This is a genomic window from Chryseobacterium sp. CBTAP 102 (assembly GCF_003201365.1).
GTDB lineage: Bacteria > Bacteroidota > Bacteroidia > Flavobacteriales > Weeksellaceae > Chryseobacterium > Chryseobacterium candidae.
The window spans coordinates 1-20401 of the sequence record NZ_QICX01000011.1; the positions used below are offsets into that span (position 1 = coordinate 1).

Genomic DNA, 20401 nt, shown 5'->3' on the forward strand with positions numbered 1-20401 from the left:
AAGTAGAATGGGAAAAGAATTTTGGAGGGAAAGGTGATGATCATTTGAGAACCCTGGCTTTAAGTTCCAATGGATTTATCATTGGCGGAGAATCCCGATCAGAAAGATCAGGCAACAAAACTGTAGGCATTGAAGAAGGAACGGACCTTTGGCTGATCTCTTTGAATGAAAGAGGGGAAGAACAGTGGCAGAAATCTTACAATTTTAAAAACAGAGATATCCTGATGGGAATGAGTGTGATAAGCGGGAAGATGGAAGATGGAAGCGAGAAGTCTAAAGGCATTCTGCTGGGAGGCTATACCCAGGCTGAAGGAAGAATAGAAACCGATGATGAAACTTTCTGGATGCTGTACCTTGATCCAAACGGCAATGAACAGTGGAGAAAACATATCACCGGAGAATCCAGAAAAAAAGAAGAAAGGCTTTCTGACTTAAAACTGAACAGAGACGGCTCTATTATTCTGGCAGGAACCAGTGCTGAAGAATTAGGGAAAGAAAACTGGAAGATTGTAAAGCTGGGCGATAAGCAGGTTGATCAGTTAATTGAAAAGTACGATATTAAGATCTATCCAAATCCTGTTTCTGATTATGCGTATGTGGAAATTGGTTTTGACTTTAAAGAAGCCGATATTCTTTTGTATGATATGAGTGGAAGACAGCTTCAGAAGCTAAAAACAAAGAACAAAGTGACTAAGATGAATACCCAGGCTTTGGTTCAGGGGGCTTATCTGGTGACGATAAAAACGGATAATAATAAAACAGTAAGCGCAAAGCTGATCAAAAAATAAACATATTTTATGAGAAAAAATATTCCAGCTATTATTTTGTTAATAGCTTTTTGGAGCCATACGCTTTATGCTCAAACCTCACCAGGAAGTGGAGGTAAAAGTTATGTAGGTGATATTAATAAGATGTTTGCTGCGGCACCTACTGCGAACAATCTAATGAAGTTCGAAGAAGTTCCGGTAAGTTATTATACAGGAATTCCTGACATCAGTATTCCATTGATAGGTATGTCAACCAGTGGGACAGAAATTGGAGTACAGCTTAAATACCATCCTTTAAGTGCCAAACCAGAGGACAGATCAGGAGAAAGTGGTTTAGGGTGGAGTTTAATAGCAGGTGGGACAATATCCAGAACTATTAGAGGAGGGGGTATTGATGAAAAAAACGTAACTATTGGATTTTCAACACCACCCAAAGTAAAATTTGGTATTTATAACGAAGTCTATAACCCTACGGGTAAATTGATGAGGGATGAACCCTATGATCAAAATGAATATAAATATGCTTCAGGATTGGGGAAATTTGATACAGAATATGATTTGTATCAGTATAATTTTATGGGTCAGTCAGGTCGGTTTTATATTGCGAAAGATGCAGGAGGAAACTATAAAATAGAAAAACTGGATAAAAATAATCTTCAGATCATCTGTACACCAGACTCTCAAGGAGTGGTTAATTCTTTTACGATAGTGGACGACAAAGGAATACGATATATTTTCAGTCCAATGGAAAAATCACATCAGTCGATTACAACAGTTAAAACAGGGTTAGTCAATTTGCAATCGAATATTGATTCAAGTTATGACATGGATAATTATTGGGCTTCTTTTCATTTGACAAAGATTGAAGATCAAAATAATATTACGTTAGCTGTTTTCAAATATGAACTTTCTTCAGTAGTAAAGTTTGAAGACCCACCCACCACAACCCGTAGACTCGCTAAAGATGTTTATTACTATAATACAGCCAATAATACTAGTGGAGGGTTAGATAATCCTGATGATAGCATGCCTGGTGCTATTGAATCTCAAACGGTGAATAATGAGATGTTGACAATGCTTCTTACAAGCGTTGAGGTGATAGGAAAAGGAACGATTTATCTCAACTATGAAAAAGGAAGATTAGATACAAATTACAAGGAATCTTCAGAAATGTATAAACTGAAGTCTATTCAATCTAACTATGCTGGTCAGAGTATTTCTCAGTACACTGATAAGTATGTGTTTGATTATAAATACACTAACACTACTTACCAGCAAGCCAGTGGTCAACAGAAAACAGAAAACAAAATGCTGTTGAACAAAGTAACAAAAATAACCCCTAACGGACAAAATCTGGAATATAAGATGGAATATACTCTTCCAACTGGTAATCTTGTGAAAGATCAATGGGGATATTACAAAGGTGAAGGTAGCGGTATTAAAACAGATGTTCTCCAATCTTTAACTTACCCAACAAAAGGAAAGATCGTTTTTGATTTTGATTCGAATGATTACAGCCATTATTATAATGGTGCAGTAATGGAAGAGGTTACGGGTCATACAGAAACCCACCCGTTTGAGACGTATATCAATTTTGGGCAATTTAGTACTACTTACAAACAACCATTTTTCAAAGTAAATACGGCACAATATGTTAAGCTTCATTATATATTGGGGAATCTGATTTATTATAACTGGATCTTTAAGATATATAAAAAGACAGGAGATAATACTTTTGTAAAAGTTTATGAAGCAGGTAATGGAAGCCAAGCCTGTAACCGACCTCCTCCTACCTGTATGACAGGAGGAGTGGATGAAGGAAATGAAATCCACTCAGAATATAATTACGATGTTTATTTTGAACCTGGTGTTTATTACGCTTCTTTGGAAGGTAATTTTTCTGTATCAATTCCGGGTGATACGGCAGATGGATTTGAGGCAACAACCGTAGAAGATGTTTTTATTGATGAAAAAGTACGTAGAGGAGGAGGTTTAAGGATTAATAGCATTGCTTATTTTGCCGATGCTTCTTCGGCAGATCCTTCGAAAAAATATGTTTACAATTATAAAAATATTGAAAATGCACAGAAAAGCAGTGGTTCACTGGTATTTCCTGAACCAATCAATAAATATACATATAGCTATTCGTACAAGAATAAACATGTTTATCCTACTCTTATTTACAGTGCTAATTTTGACGTAACAACTGATTACAATATTCTCCCTGTTCAAAAGACTCAAGGGGCTGATGTGGGATATAAATATGTAACGGTACAGGAGATTGATAAAGATGAAAATACAAATGGAAAGACGGTATATACTTACAGATCACCGTTGGATTATCCAAATACATCCACAATGGCTCTTCAGATGCCGATTCGTCCAATTCCCAATGAAGATTACCTTAGAGGACAGGTTATTTCAGAAAAAAAATATAATGAAGCAGGAAAAATACTTTTAGAAACGAATACGGAATATACTACGTCGGAATTTATTAAAAATGACGGGGTAAAACTGATTGATAACTTTTACAATTCAATGATTTCCCTGTTTTTTAGTTTTACTAATTATCAATTTGCTCTAAGCCAAACAGGAATATCGATAGCTCTTACTACACCTTATAAAAACTTTGAGAAGTTTGGAGTTACTTTACCTTCCAAAAGGAAAGAAACTTCTTATTTCTACGAAAATGGAGTTCAGAATAAATTAATTACCATGACTGATTATATATATAATACTGAAGATTATCCATTATCTGAAACACAAAGTGTTTTAGGAGGGGATACTTATTCAAGCTATTATCAATATGCTAAAGAGAAAAACAACCAGCTGATGATTTCCAAAAACATGATAGGGATTCCTTTGGAAACCAAAACCCAGCAGACAACAAACGGCATCACCAAAGTAACATCAAGAGAAGAAACGAGTTATCCCACTGCTCTGCCTCATGCAATCACCGGAAACTTAGTACTTCCATTATCTGAATATTCTTATGATACTTTAAACCCAACTGTTTCCTCTAAAGAGGTCACCTATGAAAAATATGATGAAAAAGGAAATATTCTTCAATACAGGGAGAAAGACGGCACTCCGGTGAGTATTGTCTGGGGTTATAACAAGACCAGGCCTATTGCCAAAGTGGTAGGCTCTACCTATAGTCAAATCGAAGGGATGATCAGTACTATCGTAGCCAAATCCAATGAAGATGCTGCTGATCCTACTAAAGAAGCTGATCTGCTGCTGGCTCTTGATGCCTTTCAGCCTGTGGGGATGGTCACCAAATATACTTACGATCCTTTAGTAGGAGTAACTACCATCACACCACCATCAGGAATAAGAGAGCTGTATGTCTATGACAGTGCCAACCGATTGAAACAGGTTCAGGTAAGAGAAAGAGACAACACAGGAACCTATAGCTATAAGGTTGTTAAAGAGTTTAAGTATAACTATAAGCCGTAAACACACCATGAAAAAAATACAACTTTTAGGTCTGCTGTTTACAGCGATGATGACCTTTGCACAAAGTACCACAGAAAACTATATACATTCCAAAACCTGTTTAAATGGTGACTGCAGCAGGAAAACAGAAACAGTCACCTATTTTGACGGATTAGGAAGGCCCAAACAGATTATCAGTGTAAAAGCCACCACTACAGGAAAGGATTTGGTTACTCCCATTACCTATGATGCATTTGGAAGACAGGCCAAGGATATTCTTCCTGTTCCTGCCAATACCCTCAATTCGGCAATCCATACCGGGATTGTGAATGAGAGCACAGCAAACTCTTATTACGGCACAGCTAATGCTTACACCGAAAAAGAGATTGAAAACTCTCCATTGAACAGGGTGCTGCAAGTGGCCCAGCCGGGTGAACCATGGAAGATGACATCCGGACATACCCAAAAGTATAAATATGAAGTAAACCAGGGATCAGAAGTTAAGAAATTCATCACCAATACAACTACCAGTACAACAGGAACAGATAATAAAACGGTTTCTTCTTTATCACTGACGCCGGGAAGCCTGTTTTATAATGCGGGAACATTATACAAGAACACTGTAACGGATGAAGACGGAACTCCTGTAACAGAGTTTCAGAATGGGCGTGGTGAAACCGTACTTGTACGCAGAACAGACGGATCGCAGAATATCGATACCTATTATGTCTACAATGAATACGGCCAAAAAGCATTTGTAATTTCCCCTCTGGCAGTAAAGAAAATTGAACAGAATAGCAATGTGGTTACCACTGATATTGTAAATTCTCTATGTTACCAGTACCGATATGATGGATTGAACAGGCAGGTGGAGAAAAGACTACCCGGAAGAGACGATTGGGAATCTGTGGTGTATGATGCCGCAGACCGCCCGGTGCTTACCCAGGATGTGAACCTGAAGAATAAAGGACAGTGGCTTTTGACCAAGTACGATGCCTTTGGCCGCGTTGCCTATACCGGACTTATTGCCGGTGGAGAAAGAGCCGCCATGCAAAGCCAGCTTGCTTCTCAGGTGATCAGTGAAACCCCTACTGCCACAGGTTTTAACAAAAACGGGATTATGGTGTATTACACCAATACCTTTTTTACTAATTTTCAGACCCTTCTTTCTGTTAATTACTATGACTCTTATCCAAGAGATACCAAAGAATTTCCTCCTGCGAAAATCCAGGATCAGTATGTGATCAACGATGACAAAGCACTTAACGGTGGGGTTTCAACTCAGAGTCTCCCTACAGCCTCTTATGTAAAAAACATTGAGGACGATAACTGGACGAAAACTTATTTCTATTACAACACCAAAGGGCTAAAGGTAGCAGAGAAAAGCTGGAACCATTTAGGTGGATATACAAAAAAGGAATTTCTGCTTGATTTTTCAGGCTTTCCTTTGCAAACTGTCACCAGGCATAAGCGTTTAGATACCGATGTTGAAAGAATCATTACAGAAACCTTTGAGTATGATCATCAGAACAGGCTGCTGGCACATAAGCATCAGGTGGATAGTAATCCGGTAGAAATTCTTGCCCAGAATAAATACAATGAACTTTCCCAGCTGGAATCTAAGAAAGTAGGAGGAGTTACGGCTTCTTCCCCGCTTCAGCAGATTGATTACAAGTATAATATCCGGGGCTGGATGACCCAGATTAATGATCCTGCCGTTTTAAATGGAAAGCTTTTTGGATATAAAGTAAAGTATACAGATCCTGTCTATTCAAATATTTCTCCCGGCAGATATAATGGGAATATTGCAGAAATAGACTGGAATATGTCAACAGTCAATAACCTGAAAAGATATAATTACACTTATGATAAGCTAAACAGATTAACAGATGCTGAATATGCAGAACCGGAGACAACCAATCCGCATAACAAGAATTTTGATGAACGTTTGAGCTATGATGTCAACGGAAATATCACATTCTTAAAAAGAAACGCGATTCCTGTTTACGGTTCAACCTCTACTGTGGTAGATAATCTTGAGTATAAATATACCGGCAACCGTTTGAATCAGATCATTGAAAGCTCATTAAACGATTCCGGCTATGAAGGCGGAAATAATATCATAGATTATGATTCTAACGGAAATATGATCAATATGAAGGATAAGGGGATTCAAAGCATCGTTTACAACTACCTTAATCTCCCCAGAAGTTTTTTTATCACCCAACCAGATTTGTTTGGAAATGGTCAGACTTCAAATAGTAGCTTGGATTATCTCTACCGTGCAGATGGTACAAAACTTCGCAAAACGTATTCCAGTGCTCCTCCACGTGGGCTGACGAAGACTATTATGACTGATTATCTGGATGGCTTCCAGTACTCTTACAGAGAAGGTGGCGGAATATGCCTTGAATGTCGTACTGAAACAGCTTTTGAGGAACAGGCATATAAAAAACTCAATACTTTTCCTGGCATTGGTGGAACTCCAACATGGAAGCTTGATTTTGTCCCTACATCTGAAGGATTTTACAGTTTCACAGAAAACCGTTATATTTACCAGTACAGAGATCACCTTGGGAATGCCAGGATAAGCTTTGCCAAAAACAGCGAAGGGGTTCTTGAAATAACTGATACCAATAACTACTATCCATTTGGATTGAATCATATTGAAGGGATGCTTAGTAGTTCTAATTTTGGAGGGTATTACAGTTACAAGTATAACGGGAAGGAATTGCAGGAGACCGGAATGTATGATTACGGAGCCAGATTCTATATGCCGGATGTAGCAAGGTGGCTTTCTGTGGATCCTTTAGCGGAGAAAATGCGTCGTCATAGTCCTTATAACTATGCGTTTGATAATCCTGTAAGGTTCATCGACCCAGACGGAAGACAAGCAGATGATTGGCGAAACAAAAATGGACAGTTAGTTTATGACCCCAAAGCTAACGATGGAAAAGGAGCGTATACAAAGTTTGCTACTGATAAAGACAAAGCATATGGAGATGGTTTGAAAAATTCAGGTAATACAGGTGCCACGCAATTTGATCAATTAGTAACTTCAAAGTTACCAACTACTGTAGAATATAGTAACGAAAACCACCCTTTTTCAATGGGAGAGACGCATCCAATTGAGAAAGATGGCAAACTTGTAGGTTTTGAGATTACAATATATGAGGGATCTAGTGAAGATGCATTTAAAAATCCAGACAAAGTTTTAAATTCTGACGAAGCAGATAATGTGAAGAAGGGAAATTTAAGTGCTTTTGATATATCAACTTCAACTTTTGGTCATGAGATTGCCCATGCAAATGAAAAAAACCATCAACTACTTAAGAAACAGGGAGAAACTGGTATTATTGACCCTAAAAATAACAGCGAAACAACGCCAACAGTTATAGGAAAACAGATTCTTAAAGAATTGAGAGATAATAAAATTAAAAATAAATAATTATGAATAAGTACTTTATTATTGTTTTACTTTTTTTAGTTACTTGTTGTAAATCTCAAAGTATCACCACGTTTTCTCAATTAGAAAATAATATTAGAGAAACACTTTTTCAAAAAGGTTATATATCACAAAATGAGTATTCTCAAAAAAAAGGTTTTACTATTTATGGAACTTATCAAAGAAAAGTTGATGAAAAAAAGTTACGAAATGGTATATATGATCTTTATTTAGGAAATCATAGTCCTCAATTCAAATTTATTTACGAGCGAAATAAAATTATTTTTTTAGATATTTATTCTTTCAAGAATTTTTTAGAATCAATGAGAACACAAATGGTTTATTTATTTGAACAAAGATATTGTAGAGAAATTATTGTTGATTATGTAAAGAGATTGATTAGAACACATTACAGTTTTAATAGAAATCCAAGAGATCTGTTTAATAAAAATTGTGAATTTCGAGAAAAAAGAATACCAAGTACATTTTATTTAAATGAAATTAAGAGTAAAATTATTACCGAAATTGCGCAGAAAGAGGATTTAAAAGAAGAAAATTTGCAACTTGAAAAAATTGAAAACATTGCAGTTAGCGAGTTAAGTGTATATTTTGGTATTAATGAGAAAGAAAAATTGGAAGAAGGAATTTATAGTTATGTTAATATAAATTCTAGTGTTTCTAATAATAGTTATTTTATCCTAAATGGAAATGATATTAAGTTTTTGAAAATGGATTCAGATGAATCATTCATTAAATCAATTCAAGAAATAATTTTATTTGGAGAAGATAAAAATATATGTTCTGAAAAAACTATTTGGTGTATTGAACAATTATTTTCAAATTATATGGAAAACTCTTGTCTTTCTAAAGTTACGAAAGATTTGCCGTAAACAATTTCCTGCTGCGCAAAGTCTCCCGACTTTGAGCTGGCCAAATAAAAACAAAACCACTGCAATTGCGGTGGTTTTATTCTTTTATCCTGTAAAACCGCTATATTTACCAGTACAGAGATCACCTTGGGAATGCCAGGGTAAGCTTTGCCAAAAACAGCGAAGGCGTTCTTGAAGTTACAGATACCAACAATTATTATCCATTTGGATTGAATCATATTGAAGGGATGCTTAGTAGTTCTAATTTTGGAGGGTATTACAGTTACAAGTACAACGGTAAAGAACTGCAGGAGACGGGAATGTATGATTATGGCGCGAGATTTTATATGCCGGATTTAGGAAGATGGGGTGTGATTGATCCGTTGGCAGAAACTTCTAGACGTTGGTCGCCTTATAATTACGCCTACAACAATCCTATAAGATTTATCGACCCGGATGGAAGGCAAGCAACGGATATATACAAAATGGATAAAAGTGGCAATCTTACATGGATGGCTGAATCTAAAACGGATATGATTTATACTGAAAAGAATTTTGATAGTAGTGGAAATCTAAAGACTGAAAATGATGGTGGATTTGAAGTTGGTGAAAAAGGCTTTATCAAAAAGAATACTCATCAATATTCAACAACTGGAGAGACATATTTGGATTTTAAAGAAGATGAAGCAAAAGGTATGGATTATCTTAATCAAGTAGGAGATTGGATGAAATCGGGAGAAGTAAATGTGGAATTTGGAATGCAGACAGCCGAAGTAAATGGCAAAGATAATACTGTTGTATATACATCTAATCAGGAAACGTTTACAAGTCCCGTTTATGATGGGAGTAATGTTAAATTACAAGGACATTTGCATCCTGGGACATGGAATCCCCAACAAATTTCAGGGCCCTTAAATCCTAGTGGGTTTCTAATGTCAAAATTTCCACTAAAAGAAAATGGCTTTACCTCTAAGATAATGAGTAAAACTAATCGTGGAGATAGAGTGTCTGCGGAAACTATGCCTAATGCAGTGAATTTTATTTACGCTCCGGCACACAATACAACCATTATATATAATAGTTCTCAAATAATTAAAGCTTATGAAGGAAAATTTAAAAAAAATTAAAATAGTTTTCTTACTATGCATCCTTTTATTGAATTTTGGCTGCTCTGCTCAGACTCACCAAAAGAAGGATTTTTATAATTACATAGAAAAAATAATTGCTGAAAAGGAGTTTGCCTTTTTTGAAATAAGCTTAATTAAAAAATGTAACAATCAATATCTGTTCGGCTTTGCAAAAATGGATTATAATGATAATCTCTCTAACAGGATTAAGACTTATAACTATAAAGGCTCTTTAATAATCTTTGACTTGGGTGAAGAAAAAGATCAGCAGATTATTAATTTTTTCGATTCTTTTTTTGAGAAAACAAATCAAGATATATCTAATTTAAAGAAAGGCAGGCAATCAACAATTGATGAAAGAGCACTCTATTTCGTAGATAAAAAATTCATTCTAGATTTTAATAGAACTCAGATTTTTATGGAGAGCGACTGCGATAAAAGCGAATAGAGTATTTTTTAATCCTCCCGCTCCCGCACGATTGTATCGTGTGGCAGATAAACAAAAACCTTGCAATTTGCAAGGTTTTTGTTTTTATAGCGCAGCTACATTTTTATTAAAGAAGTCTTTATATTTTAAATGGTAAATAGTTTTCGCTTATTTCTGAAGGATTTTATGATTATCAGAAAAATCAGTACATTTATCAATATAAGGATCACTTAGGAAACATAAGGGTAAGCTTTGCCAAAAACAGCGAAGGGGTTCTTGAAGTTACAGATACCAACAATTATTATCCATTTGGATTGAATCATATTGAAGGGATGCTTAGTAGTTCTAATTTTGGAGGGTATTACAGTTACAAGTACAACGGTAAAGAACTGCAAGAGACCGGAATGTATGATTATGGGGCAAGGTTTTATATGGCGGATATCGGACGTTGGGGCGTTGTGGATCCGCTTGCTGAAACATCAAGAAGATGGAGCACTTACACTTATGCATTTAATAATCCTTTGAGGTTTATTGATCCCGATGGAATGCAAAATAAAGATATAACATTTGGGAAAAGTGTTTCTGCTGATACACAAAATAAAATTGTAAGTGATTTAGAAAAAGAAACTGGTTTGACTTTATCTGTAGGAAGTGATGGTAAACTTTCTTATGCCGAGACAGAAAATATGGGAGGAAGTGAAACTGCTCGTAATATGTTAAAAGGAGCTATAGATAATCACAGAACTGATTACCAAGTTAATTCAGATAATACACGAGGTTCTTCTATACAAGAAATTGGAGGCAGGGGAGAAAAAGTTGATGGAGTCGCGGGATATACACATGTTTATGATTTAAATATAAATACGGATCAAATAGATAATTTTATTAAAGGAACTAGTGCAGCTTTAAATCCTTTAACTATGGGTTATGGGATGATTACTCTTCATGAAGTTAGCCATAAGTATAATAATTTAATCGACGGTTCTGTTGGTAGTGACGGAACAGAATATCAAGCTTCAACCATATATGGTATACAAGGAGATAATGTTAAAAAGATGAATATTATTAGAACTGAATTGGATGCTTCTAGTTCTAGTGGGACGTTGCCATTTGGTCAACGAAAATCTTATTCTCCATTAGATGTAAGGGGAGTTAATTTTTATCCATTTAGTGACAGTTCGAAGACATTAGGACCTTCTAAAGTCGATCCTAAGAAAGACTTGTATATTAAAACTCCTCGAAAATAACAAACATAATAGAGAATGAAAGCATTACAAATACTAATATCTTCTATAATTATTATCACTTCTATCAGTTGTAATTCTACGTCAAAAGTTAGATATAATGCAGCATATAAAATAGTAAGTAAAGATTTTCTTAGTAAAGAAGCTTCTTTAAAAGAATTTGGAAAAGATATTTCAGGGTTATATATTTATGATTCAATTTATCCAAATCCTTTAAACGAGAAAGATTATAGCAATATTTATAAAAACATTTTATCCGATAAAGAAGAAATAAAACCATTAGGAAAAGATAAAAATCTGGAAGATTTATCTGATCAAAATTTAAATAATAACTGGGAATTAAGTAAACCATTTAATACCGTGTTCAAGAATATTGTTCAATATAATGAAATCCCAAATGGACCTTTAAATGCAGCTATATTTTCCGAAATTAAGGATAATCAATTAAGGGTGGATGTTGTTCCTTTTTTTGTGGGAAAGCCTAGATATTGCGGATCAATTATCAAATACTATTTTAAATTTGATAAAACTAAAATAATTAATAGTAAGAAATGGAAAGATCACTATGAGTGTTGGTGATAAAGAAAACCCCGCTCCCGCACGATTGTATCGTGTGGCAGATAAAAAAACAACCCTTGCAAAATTGCGAGGGTTTTATGTTTTATAAAGCAGTCGCATTTTTATTAAAATAAGTTTTTAAATTTTTGGTAGTAAGTATAAGTATTTGATCTGCCATTTTAAAGATCATTGATTGAGCTTCCCCCATTAAGCAGGTTTCTTAAAATCCGGTTTATCCTCAAAAGTAACTTCTTAAGAAATAATGCTTTTATAGTTTTTAATCAGATTAAACAGCTTTTAAACATCAGGCCTATAAAAATACTGGGCTTCTGTTCCCTGATATTGACTTAACTCCACAATGGAGACTTGATTTTCTGCCCACAGCAGAAGGATTTTACAGTTTCACAGAAAACCGTTATATTTACCAGTACAGAGATCACCTTGGGAATGCCAGGGTAAGCTTTGCCAAAAACAGCGAAGGGGTTCTTGAAGTTACAGATACCAACAATTATTATCCATTTGGATTGAATCATATTGAAGGGATGCTTAGTAGTTCTAATTTTGGAGGGTATTACAGTTACAAGTACAACGGGAAAGAACTGCAGGAGACGGGAATGTATGATTATGGCGCGAGATTTTATATGCCGGATTTAGGAAGATGGGGTGTGATTGATCCGTTGGCAGAAACTTCTAGACGTTGGTCGCCTTATAATTACGCCTACAACAATCCTATAAGATTTATCGACCCGGATGGAAGGCAAGCAGAAGATAAAATCAAACTTTTTAATAATGGTAATATAGAAAGAACAAAAGATAATAATACCTATGATACTGTTACAAATGAAGATGAGTCTAAATCTATTCAAATTGCACGAACAAATGTAACAGAGAAAAACCCTACAGGAGATTCTCAGATAGGAGAAGCAAAATCGTTTCCCTATAATGTGCCTCAAAATGATGGAGTGGAAGGAAGTGCAAGCTCAACATATAGTTACTTGCAAATACAAAATTATGATGTAGCAAATCAATTCTTTGAGTTTGCTTCGGAAAATACAAAAGTAGAGTTTGCTCAGGACACATTTAATTTTAAAGATGGATATAGTACCAGTATTATAAGTACTAATCATTCCGTTAATCAAGTTTTTAATGCGGCTGACATGTTGGCTCCATATATTTTTGGAGGACATACTATACAAGATGGAACACATACTGAAAATGTACATTCTCATCCTGGTAATGGGGATTATGCTCCTTCAGGATTTGCTGCTTTATTTATTAATGGAACAGTAAAGTATGGAATTAATCCTTTTCATGGATCAGGAGGAGATAGAGGAAATCCTCAAATAAAAGGGCTAACAAAATATATGTATAGTTCAAGTTTGAAAAATCGACTCGGAGGTGGATATATTCAATATGATAATCAAAATGCAACTTATAAAGGAAAAACAAAATGAAAAGAATATTATTATTAACTTTTTTTGTTGTCTTTTTATTAAATTGTAAATCTCAAATTAGTAAAAAGGATACAAAATATATTTTAAATACAGCTTTAAAAATTTATAAAGAAAATCATAGCATTTATAATGATAACTTTATAGTTCTATCATCTGCATATGTCAATGATACAGTATTTTATAAGAATGGAAAATTTGGTTTAGGTATTACTATTATGGATAGTAAATCGACATATGGATTAAATTACAAAAAATTATATTCTTATGGGGGTATTGTTATTGTTTCAAAGGATTCCTTGAAAATTTTCAAATCATTACTTACTCCCATTCCTTATAAAGATATCAATAAAAGCCACATAAAAGAATTAAATTATGATCCTTTTAATATTACTTTAATATTTAATAAAAAATCTGAATTACTATATACCTTTCCAGAACATTATGAGTATTATTTTAAAAATTATAAAAAAAATATTGATTAACTTATAACAAAGAAGCCACTCGAATGAGTGGCTTCTTTGTTATTACAATGCTGCTATATTTTTAAATTTCAGAGCTTGTATAAAGCCATCCACAACAGAAAGCAAATGCTTTTTATTTTCGGGATCAAGTTTTTCGATGTCGTTAAAACGGTTGAGCATTGCAGGATCTTTGAAGATATTTACTTCTTCTGTCTCTCCCAAAAGATAACCAACTGTAGTTCCTAAAATCTTTGCAATATTTTTAGCAACCCCGCTCCCGCACGATTGTATCTTGTGGCAGATAAACAAAGAGAGTGTCCTAAAAGTCGAATACACCCTCTGAGAATCAAATATTCATATACTCCTCCTGTATAAGGGTACGAATAAAATCAGCAAAAATTGAGGCTGTCCAAAAAGTTTGGACAGCCTCTTTTCGTTTTATTAAAAGCATATTTCTTATAAACGCTCTTACTTTTCAAGCAGCTTTTCCAGCCTGCTCATCATTTCATCCTTTTCCTTCAGCATACGTTCATACAAAGCTATCTTTTCTTCGTGAAGTTTAAGGATAGTTTCTATTGGATTGAATATAGGATTAGTATTATGGGCATTGAATATTGAACCATTATCTAAAGAAAAAGTGTTCGCTATAATATTCACAGCCTGTTCCTCATCAAAATTCTGAAAAGCTTCTACAGGAATTTTCAGTACTTCGGATATTTTTTCGAGCAGCTGGTTTTCAATGGTTTCCTTTTGTTCAAGTAAAGAAATTTTCTTTTGGTTCCAGTCGTCGCCCAGATCCAGCGCCAATGCTTCCTGCTTGATGCCCAGCATTTCTCTGAAACGTTTTACATTTCTTCCCTGATGTATTTTGTAGTCCATTCTTTAATCAATTTGTGAAGACTCAAAGATAATACATTCTGTAAAGTAAAGGTTAAAAAATATCCGGTAAAATATCCTGTTATACCTGTTAAAGTGCCGGGAGCTGGTGTATCAACTGTCTTCAGCAGCTTCGGAAGTACTTTTGGCCGCTATAGAAAGTGTCTGCAGCTGCTCATTAATTGGTTATAGCCATTTCGTAAACTGTCTGAAGCCGTTTAAGAAATGCCTTCAAACCTCGGCTACCGCACGAATCCTTTCGTGTGGTGAAATAATAACCACTGCTATTTTTGCAGTGGTTTTTGTGTGCATAAATAAGTTCTAATAATTATACTTCTCATCCAATATAATTATCTAAATTTACTAGGAAAAGTTGCCCAAAACTCCAAAGTAACAGATTATATTTACAGAGCAGACGACGTGAAGGTAAGAAAGGTTTTCGGTACAGAAACAAACGATTACCTGGATGGTTTTCAGTATGTAAATTCTACATTAAAATTCTTCCCCACATCTGAAGGATTTTATAGTTTCACAGAAAACCGTTATATTTACCAGTACAGAGATCACCTTGGGAATGCCAGGGTAAGCTTTTCCAAAAACAGCGAAGGGGTTCTTGAAATAACTGATACCAATAACTACTATCCATTTGGATTAAACCATATAGGAGGGTCTTCTTACTCAAACTTTGGAGGTTATTATAACTACAAGTACCAAGGGCAGGAGTTACAAGAGACAGGATGGTATAGTTTTAAATGGAGAAACTATATGCCGGATGTGGGTAGATTTTTAAATGTAGACCCGTTGGCGGAGAAATATCCATATTGGACTCCCTATGCTTTTAGTGGTAATAGGGTTATTGATGCGAGAGAATTAGAAGGTTTGGAACCTGTTGAAATTAACAAGGGAGCGAAAAACCTGATAATCGCAGTTAAAGGATGGCAAGGAGGAAATCCAGATCCTGGAAAAACACAAACAAAACATTATGATAAAACTAGTTTTGTTGGAGCATTACAAAAAGCATTTGGTAGCCGTAGTGATACTCAAGTTGCTGTTTTTGATGGATCAATGAATTCTAGAACACCTAATGATATTTCAACATCTATTAAAGACTTTAGAGAAACAAGTCCTGATGGAAAGTTGATTTTGGCAGGACATAGTTTAGGAGCTGATAACATTGTTAACGTTGTCAATGATAATCAAAATGTAAAAGTAGATAAAACTATAACAATAGATATTTCAGAGCCTCTTGGAAAAGCTGATAATAAACTATCTAAGAATGTTAATTCAGCTGATAATTATTATCAAGATAATATATTTTCAGTTGGTGGTACAAAAATAGAAAAGGTAAAAGGAAATAATAATACACTGATTAACAACACTCTGGTTCCTAATACTACGCATACAACAATTGACAATAATAAAAAGGTTAATGATCAAATAATAAAGGATGTCCAAAAAGTTATTTCCCAATAAGTTAGTTTATTTTTCACAAATATTGTCGTTTGTGGTAACTGCTATTTTTTTTATTACTTATGAATATAATATGGCAATGAAAATGATATTCTTAATTTGTATAATATTAAATTTAGTATCAATGATTATGATAATAAAATCTAAGTTTAAATTATTTAAATCCAAGTCTTTAAATATCTTTTTTTTTATTACTGCAATCTTATTTTCACTATTAATGATAATTACAATGATTCTACTTTATATGCTAACAGATGCATCAAGCTAAAGATAATGATTCAAAAATGTTGATAAAATTTACCAGTACAAAGACCATTTAGGAAATACAAGAGTTACTTTTGCTAAAAATAATGCTGGAGCGCTTGAATCTATAGATACCAACAATTATTATCCATTTGGATTAAATCATATTGAAGGGATGCTTAGTAGTTCTAATTTTGGAGGGTATTACAGTTACAAGTACAACGGTAAAGAACTCCAAGAGACGGGAATGTATGATTATGGAGCCAGATTCTATATGCCGGATATTGGAAGATGGGGTGTGGTGGATCCGCTGGCGGAAACTTCCAGAAGATGGAGTACTTACACATATGCATTTAATAATCCTATAAGATTTATTTACCCGGATGGAAGGGAAAATAAGGATATTACTATTCCAAGCGGAACTGATCAAAAAGGCATTGATGCTATAATGGCAAACCTTCAAAAGCTGACTAGAGATAAGCTAACCACTGTTAAAGGTGTTAATGGAAAAACACATGTTGTAATAGACAAGTTTGAAAAAAATGGAAATTATGAAAATGGAACTCAATTAATAAGAGATTTAATAACTGATGAACATAATGTTGATATAAGAATTGGGGATGCTAGTTTTGCTACAGCCAAAAATAAGAAATTAGCATCAAATGGCGTAGGAACAGATTCTGATATAACATTTAACCCTAAAGGGAAACAAGATGTACGGGTTTCTGGAGAAGATGGACAAACTATGTACGAAACAGCACCAAACTTTATTATATTAGGACATGAATTAATACATGCTAAAGATCATTTTAATGGAACACTGAATAAAACTAATGCCATACATGATTATTCAGATTTGAAAGGGAAAAAATTAACAGAAACATATCCTAAATCTGAATTTAGAGCATCTGGATTTTCCGGATTTTTAGGTAAGGATGGATATTCAGAAAATAAAATAAGAAAAGAACATGGACTAAAATCAAGAGCATCATATGAAGTTTTTAGAGGTCGAACTAGGTAAAAGTATAATAATACTGTTTATGGTTTTATTTTCATGCAAGAAAGATAAAATCATGAATGAAAAAGATAGAGATGATAAGCTTTCCGTTAAAGTTTTATCAGTTGAAAAGAAAAAAGCATTATATAATATTTCAATTTCAGTAGAAAATAATAACGATGATAAATATGTAATGTTATATAATTATGATGACTTTGAAGAAAAGGAGACTTACCCAAAAGTCATTGAGAAAGATAAACAAACTATTATTGACTATAATTTTTTCTTTAAAGATCGTATCAGTTATATTCAAGATTCTATTCAAGATTCTGTTCAAGATCCTATGAATGATTTTCCTGTACAAAATACAAATAAATCATTTACTCTTTTTATCATACCCAAGGGTAAAACTAAGGTTGTATTAAAGAATATCCCTATATCGAATACAATAAATAAAACGTATTTATATTTGTATTTTAGTAAAATGAAAGAAGAAATCTTCAAGGCATTACCAAAAGATACAAAAGAGTATGATATAATTGCAAATAAAAAGGGATTTAGTAATTATAAGTTTTCAAAAAAAGTTATTACTTTTTAATGATATATCTGTGTTTGAGGTGTAATCCCCGCTCCCGCACGATTGTATCGTGTGGCAGATAAACAAAGAGAGTGTCCTAAAAATCGAATACACCCTCTGAGAATCAAATATTCATATACTCCTCCTGTATAAGGGTACGAATAAAATCAGCAAAAATTGAGGCTGTCCAAAAAGTTTGGACAGCCTCTTTTCGTTTTATTAAAAGCATATTTCTTATAAACGTTCTTACTTATCCAGCAGCTTTTCCAGCCTGCTCATCATTTCATCCTTTTCCTTCAGCATACGTTCATACAAAGCTATCTTTTCTTCGTGAAGCTTTTTAATTTCTTCAATAGGATTGATGTTGAAAGTAGGTTTGGAATTTCCTATATAAGCATCTTTATCAATATTAAATGTATTAGAAATAATATTCACAGCCTGTTCCTCATCAAAATTCTGAAAAGCTTCTACAGGAATTTTCAGTACTTCGGATATTTTTTCCAGCAGCTGGTTTTCAATGGTTTCCTTTTGTTCAAGTAAAGAAATTTTCTTTTGGTTCCAGTCATCGCCCAGATCCATCGCCAATGCTTCCTGCTTGATGCCCAGCATTTCTCTGAAACGTTTTACATTTCTTCCCTGATGTATTTTGTAGTCCATTCTTTAATCAATTTGTGAAGACTCAAAGATAATACATTCTGTAAAGTAAAAGTTAAAAAATATCCGGTAAAATATCCTGTTATACCTGTTAAAGTGCCGGGAACTGGTGTATCAACTGTCTTCAGCAGCTTCGGAAGTGTTTTCGGCTGCTATAGAAAGTGTCTGCAGCTGCTCATTAATTGGTTATAGCCATTTCGTAAACTGCCTGAAGCCATTTAAGAAATGCCTTCACACACTTTGGTAAGTATCTCCGGGCACTTTATCAAATAGGTATAGCTATTTTGCAACCGCCTCAAACGTTTTCATAACCTCCTACAGCCTTTTACTCAAGCAGCTGGAGACCGTTTTAGAACACCCTTCAACCCCTTCGGAAAAGCCTTCAACCCCTTTCTGAACAGTCTCCATACCGTTCTATAAGTCCCTGTCACGCCGTATCCAAGTAGTCGGAGACCGTTATGTAACACCTTTTAGCCCCTTATATAACCGGGTATAGCCCCTTACCCAAGGGGGTAGAGGGAGTTGGTGAAGGGGGTAACTCCATTCTCAATAATTGGATCTGGTGAATGAAAACAGATCAGTTTAAAATATTTTAATTTCCTAACTTTGTAAGAATCAATAATAATCAAATAAATATGTCAATTACCGGCGAAGATCAAATGATCGGAATGCAAAAAGTAAGTGAAGCCGTTGCCTATACGCTGAAGAAAATGATGGATTATGCTGAACCCGGCATCACCACAAAAGATCTTGATGAGTATGGGGCCAAAATTCTTGAAGGTTTCGGGGCAAAATCAGCACCTTATCTGACATATGGATTCCCGGGCTGGACTTGCATCAGCGTAGATAATGAATTCTGCCATGGTATTCCCACAGATCAAAGGATTTTGAAAGAAGGAGATCTGATTAATATTGATGTTTCTGCAGAGTTGGACGGATATTGGGCAGATAATGGAGGTTCTTTCGTGATCGGAGAAGATATTCACGGACATCAAAAATTGGTGGAAGCCTCCAAAGATATCCTGAGAAAAGCTATAGACAACATAAAAGGCGGCGTAAAAATATCAGATATAGGACACTTAATGGAAACAGAAGCAAAGAAAAAAGGTCTTAAAGTCATTAAGAACCTTGCAGGCCATGGAGTAGGAAGAAGTTTACATGAGCAGCCTGATGAATTACTGAACTACAGAAACCGCTATGATTCCAGACGTTTTAAGAAAAACTCTGTGGTGGCTATTGAAACTTTTATTTCCACGGATTCCAATCTTGCAGTAGAATTAAATGACGGCTGGACTATGGTAGGCAATAAAGGCGGTTACATGGCCCAGCACGAGCATACCATTGTAATCACCGATGGAAAGCCAATCATTTTAACCGAAATGAACGGAATCCTGAATTAATTTTATTCAATCCTTTGTAAAGGCAGATATGAATAATCAGGATACCTGATCTTATTGGTCATTCTATTGCTGAAAATTCTTTGATTTTCTTACATTTTACAATGAAAATCCTTATCTCCCTGTTTTAAACACAAAATAATTAGTAGTTTTTTTATTGATGAAGCTTCATCTGATCAGATGGTCGATTCCCTACTTGTTATTTCTTGCCTAAATTCTTACTGTTAAAAACTTTACGTTTATGATCTGTCAAAAAAAATCATAATCACAGATCGATTTTCCCCATTTTTTGAAAATTTTCAATCACTGTCTCATTGATTAAACGGTTGAAAAGTAGGGTTTTAACTTGCTAAACAGCAAATACTTTGTTATATTTATAGAATAAAATCACCTCACA

Annotated in this window: 17 protein-coding genes; 14 read left to right on the forward strand and 3 right to left on the reverse strand. The window is 34.4% G+C overall.

What is annotated here, in order from left to right; genetic code table 11:
• The 10 genes from C8D70_RS14890 to C8D70_RS14935 all read left to right on the forward strand — a co-directional run.
• Nucleotides 1–788 (forward strand): T9SS type A sorting domain-containing protein (locus tag C8D70_RS14890; RefSeq protein ID WP_146212889.1); only part of this gene is annotated, 788 nt, incomplete at its 5' end.
• A gap of 9 nt (nt 789–797) precedes the next feature.
• A complete protein-coding gene (locus C8D70_RS14895; RefSeq protein WP_110367809.1) occupies nt 798–4226 on the forward strand; it encodes a hypothetical protein in 3429 nt (1142 codons plus the stop codon).
• Between the two features lie 7 nt (nt 4227–4233).
• Nucleotides 4234–7653, forward strand: a complete 3420-nt coding sequence (locus C8D70_RS14900) for a DUF6443 domain-containing protein (protein ID WP_228408034.1) — start codon at nt 4234–4236, stop codon at nt 7651–7653.
• Between the two features lie 2 nt (nt 7654–7655).
• Nucleotides 7656–8540 (forward strand): hypothetical protein, encoded by an 885-nt coding sequence (locus tag C8D70_RS14905; RefSeq protein WP_076597997.1) that lies wholly within the window; start codon nt 7656–7658, stop codon nt 8538–8540.
• A 104-nt stretch (nt 8541–8644) separates the two neighbouring features.
• Nucleotides 8645–9646: an RHS repeat domain-containing protein gene (locus C8D70_RS21255; protein ID WP_110367810.1), complete on the forward strand. Its 1002-nt coding sequence runs from the start codon at nt 8645–8647 to the stop codon at nt 9644–9646.
• Nucleotides 9621–10094: a hypothetical protein gene (locus C8D70_RS14915; RefSeq protein ID WP_110367811.1), complete on the forward strand. Its 474-nt coding sequence runs from the start codon at nt 9621–9623 to the stop codon at nt 10092–10094. Before C8D70_RS21255 ends, C8D70_RS14915 begins: the two co-directional genes overlap by 26 nt.
• A 218-nt stretch (nt 10095–10312) precedes the next feature.
• The gene (locus C8D70_RS21260; RefSeq protein ID WP_317047796.1) at nt 10313–11320 is read left to right on the forward strand and encodes an RHS repeat-associated core domain-containing protein; all 1008 of its coding nucleotides are present in this window, start codon (nt 10313–10315) and stop codon (nt 11318–11320) included.
• A gap of 15 nt (nt 11321–11335) precedes the next feature.
• A complete protein-coding gene (locus tag C8D70_RS14925) occupies nt 11336–11896 on the forward strand; it encodes a hypothetical protein (RefSeq protein WP_076598006.1) in 561 nt (186 codons plus the stop codon).
• A 398-nt stretch (nt 11897–12294) separates the two neighbouring features.
• Nucleotides 12295–13329, forward strand: coding sequence for an RHS repeat-associated core domain-containing protein (locus tag C8D70_RS21265; RefSeq protein WP_317047797.1), 1035 nt, complete (start codon nt 12295–12297; stop codon nt 13327–13329).
• A complete protein-coding gene (locus C8D70_RS14935; RefSeq protein WP_110367813.1) occupies nt 13326–13811 on the forward strand; it encodes a hypothetical protein in 486 nt (161 codons plus the stop codon). Before C8D70_RS21265 ends, C8D70_RS14935 begins: the two co-directional genes overlap by 4 nt.
• A gap of 42 nt (nt 13812–13853) precedes the next feature.
• Here the strand turns inward: C8D70_RS14935 and C8D70_RS14940 are convergent, their stop codons facing one another.
• Together C8D70_RS14940 and C8D70_RS14945 are read right to left on the reverse strand one after the other, a co-directional pair.
• Complete coding sequence (locus C8D70_RS14940; protein WP_228408035.1) at nt 13854–14099, reverse strand: hypothetical protein; 246 nt, start codon at nt 14097–14099, stop codon at nt 13854–13856.
• Between the two features lie 159 nt (nt 14100–14258).
• The gene (locus tag C8D70_RS14945; RefSeq protein WP_110367814.1) at nt 14259–14669 is read right to left on the reverse strand and encodes a helix-turn-helix domain-containing protein; all 411 of its coding nucleotides are present in this window, start codon (nt 14667–14669) and stop codon (nt 14259–14261) included.
• A gap of 417 nt (nt 14670–15086) precedes the next feature.
• Between C8D70_RS14945 and C8D70_RS14950 the strand changes: the two genes are divergently transcribed.
• From C8D70_RS14950 to C8D70_RS14960, 3 genes are all read left to right on the forward strand, one after another.
• Nucleotides 15087–16139: an RHS repeat domain-containing protein gene (locus C8D70_RS14950; RefSeq protein WP_181416137.1), complete on the forward strand. Its 1053-nt coding sequence runs from the start codon at nt 15087–15089 to the stop codon at nt 16137–16139.
• A gap of 367 nt (nt 16140–16506) precedes the next feature.
• On the forward strand, nt 16507–17400 hold the full coding sequence (locus C8D70_RS21270) for a M91 family zinc metallopeptidase (RefSeq protein ID WP_317047798.1): 894 nt from the start codon (nt 16507–16509) through the stop codon (nt 17398–17400).
• 52 nt (nt 17401–17452) lie between these two features.
• Nucleotides 17453–17974: a hypothetical protein gene (locus tag C8D70_RS14960; protein ID WP_110367817.1), complete on the forward strand. Its 522-nt coding sequence runs from the start codon at nt 17453–17455 to the stop codon at nt 17972–17974.
• 225 nt (nt 17975–18199) lie between these two features.
• Here C8D70_RS14960 and C8D70_RS14965 read toward each other — a convergent pair whose 3' ends face one another.
• The gene (locus C8D70_RS14965) at nt 18200–18610 is read right to left on the reverse strand and encodes a helix-turn-helix domain-containing protein (protein ID WP_110367818.1); all 411 of its coding nucleotides are present in this window, start codon (nt 18608–18610) and stop codon (nt 18200–18202) included.
• Nucleotides 18611–19242: 632 nt separating this feature from the next.
• On the opposite strand from C8D70_RS14965, the gene map reads away from it, so the two are divergent.
• On the forward strand, nt 19243–20007 hold the full coding sequence (gene map, locus C8D70_RS14970; RefSeq protein WP_110367819.1) for a type I methionyl aminopeptidase: 765 nt from the start codon (nt 19243–19245) through the stop codon (nt 20005–20007).
• The last annotated feature ends 394 nt before the right edge of the window (nt 20008–20401 follow it).

What these genes read in the sequence shown, in the direction of transcription:
- C8D70_RS14895 (WP_110367809.1), top strand. Translation starts at nt 798, where the DNA reads ATGAGAAAAAATATTCCAGCTATTATTTTGTTAATAGCTTTTTGGAGC.
- C8D70_RS14900 (WP_228408034.1), top strand. Translation starts at nt 4,234, where the DNA reads ATGAAAAAAATACAACTTTTAGGTCTGCTGTTTACAGCGATGATGACC.
- C8D70_RS14905 (WP_076597997.1), top strand. Translation starts at nt 7,656, where the DNA reads ATGAATAAGTACTTTATTATTGTTTTACTTTTTTTAGTTACTTGTTGT.
- C8D70_RS14915 (WP_110367811.1), top strand. Translation starts at nt 9,621, where the DNA reads ATGAAGGAAAATTTAAAAAAAATTAAAATAGTTTTCTTACTATGCATC.
- C8D70_RS14925 (WP_076598006.1), top strand. Translation starts at nt 11,336, where the DNA reads ATGAAAGCATTACAAATACTAATATCTTCTATAATTATTATCACTTCT.
- C8D70_RS14935 (WP_110367813.1), top strand. Translation starts at nt 13,326, where the DNA reads ATGAAAAGAATATTATTATTAACTTTTTTTGTTGTCTTTTTATTAAAT.
- C8D70_RS14945 (WP_110367814.1), bottom strand. Translation starts at nt 14,669, where the DNA reads ATGGACTACAAAATACATCAGGGAAGAAATGTAAAACGTTTCAGAGAA.
- C8D70_RS14960 (WP_110367817.1), top strand. Translation starts at nt 17,453, where the DNA reads ATGAATGAAAAAGATAGAGATGATAAGCTTTCCGTTAAAGTTTTATCA.
- C8D70_RS14965 (WP_110367818.1), bottom strand. Translation starts at nt 18,610, where the DNA reads ATGGACTACAAAATACATCAGGGAAGAAATGTAAAACGTTTCAGAGAA.
- map (WP_110367819.1), top strand. Translation starts at nt 19,243, where the DNA reads ATGTCAATTACCGGCGAAGATCAAATGATCGGAATGCAAAAAGTAAGT.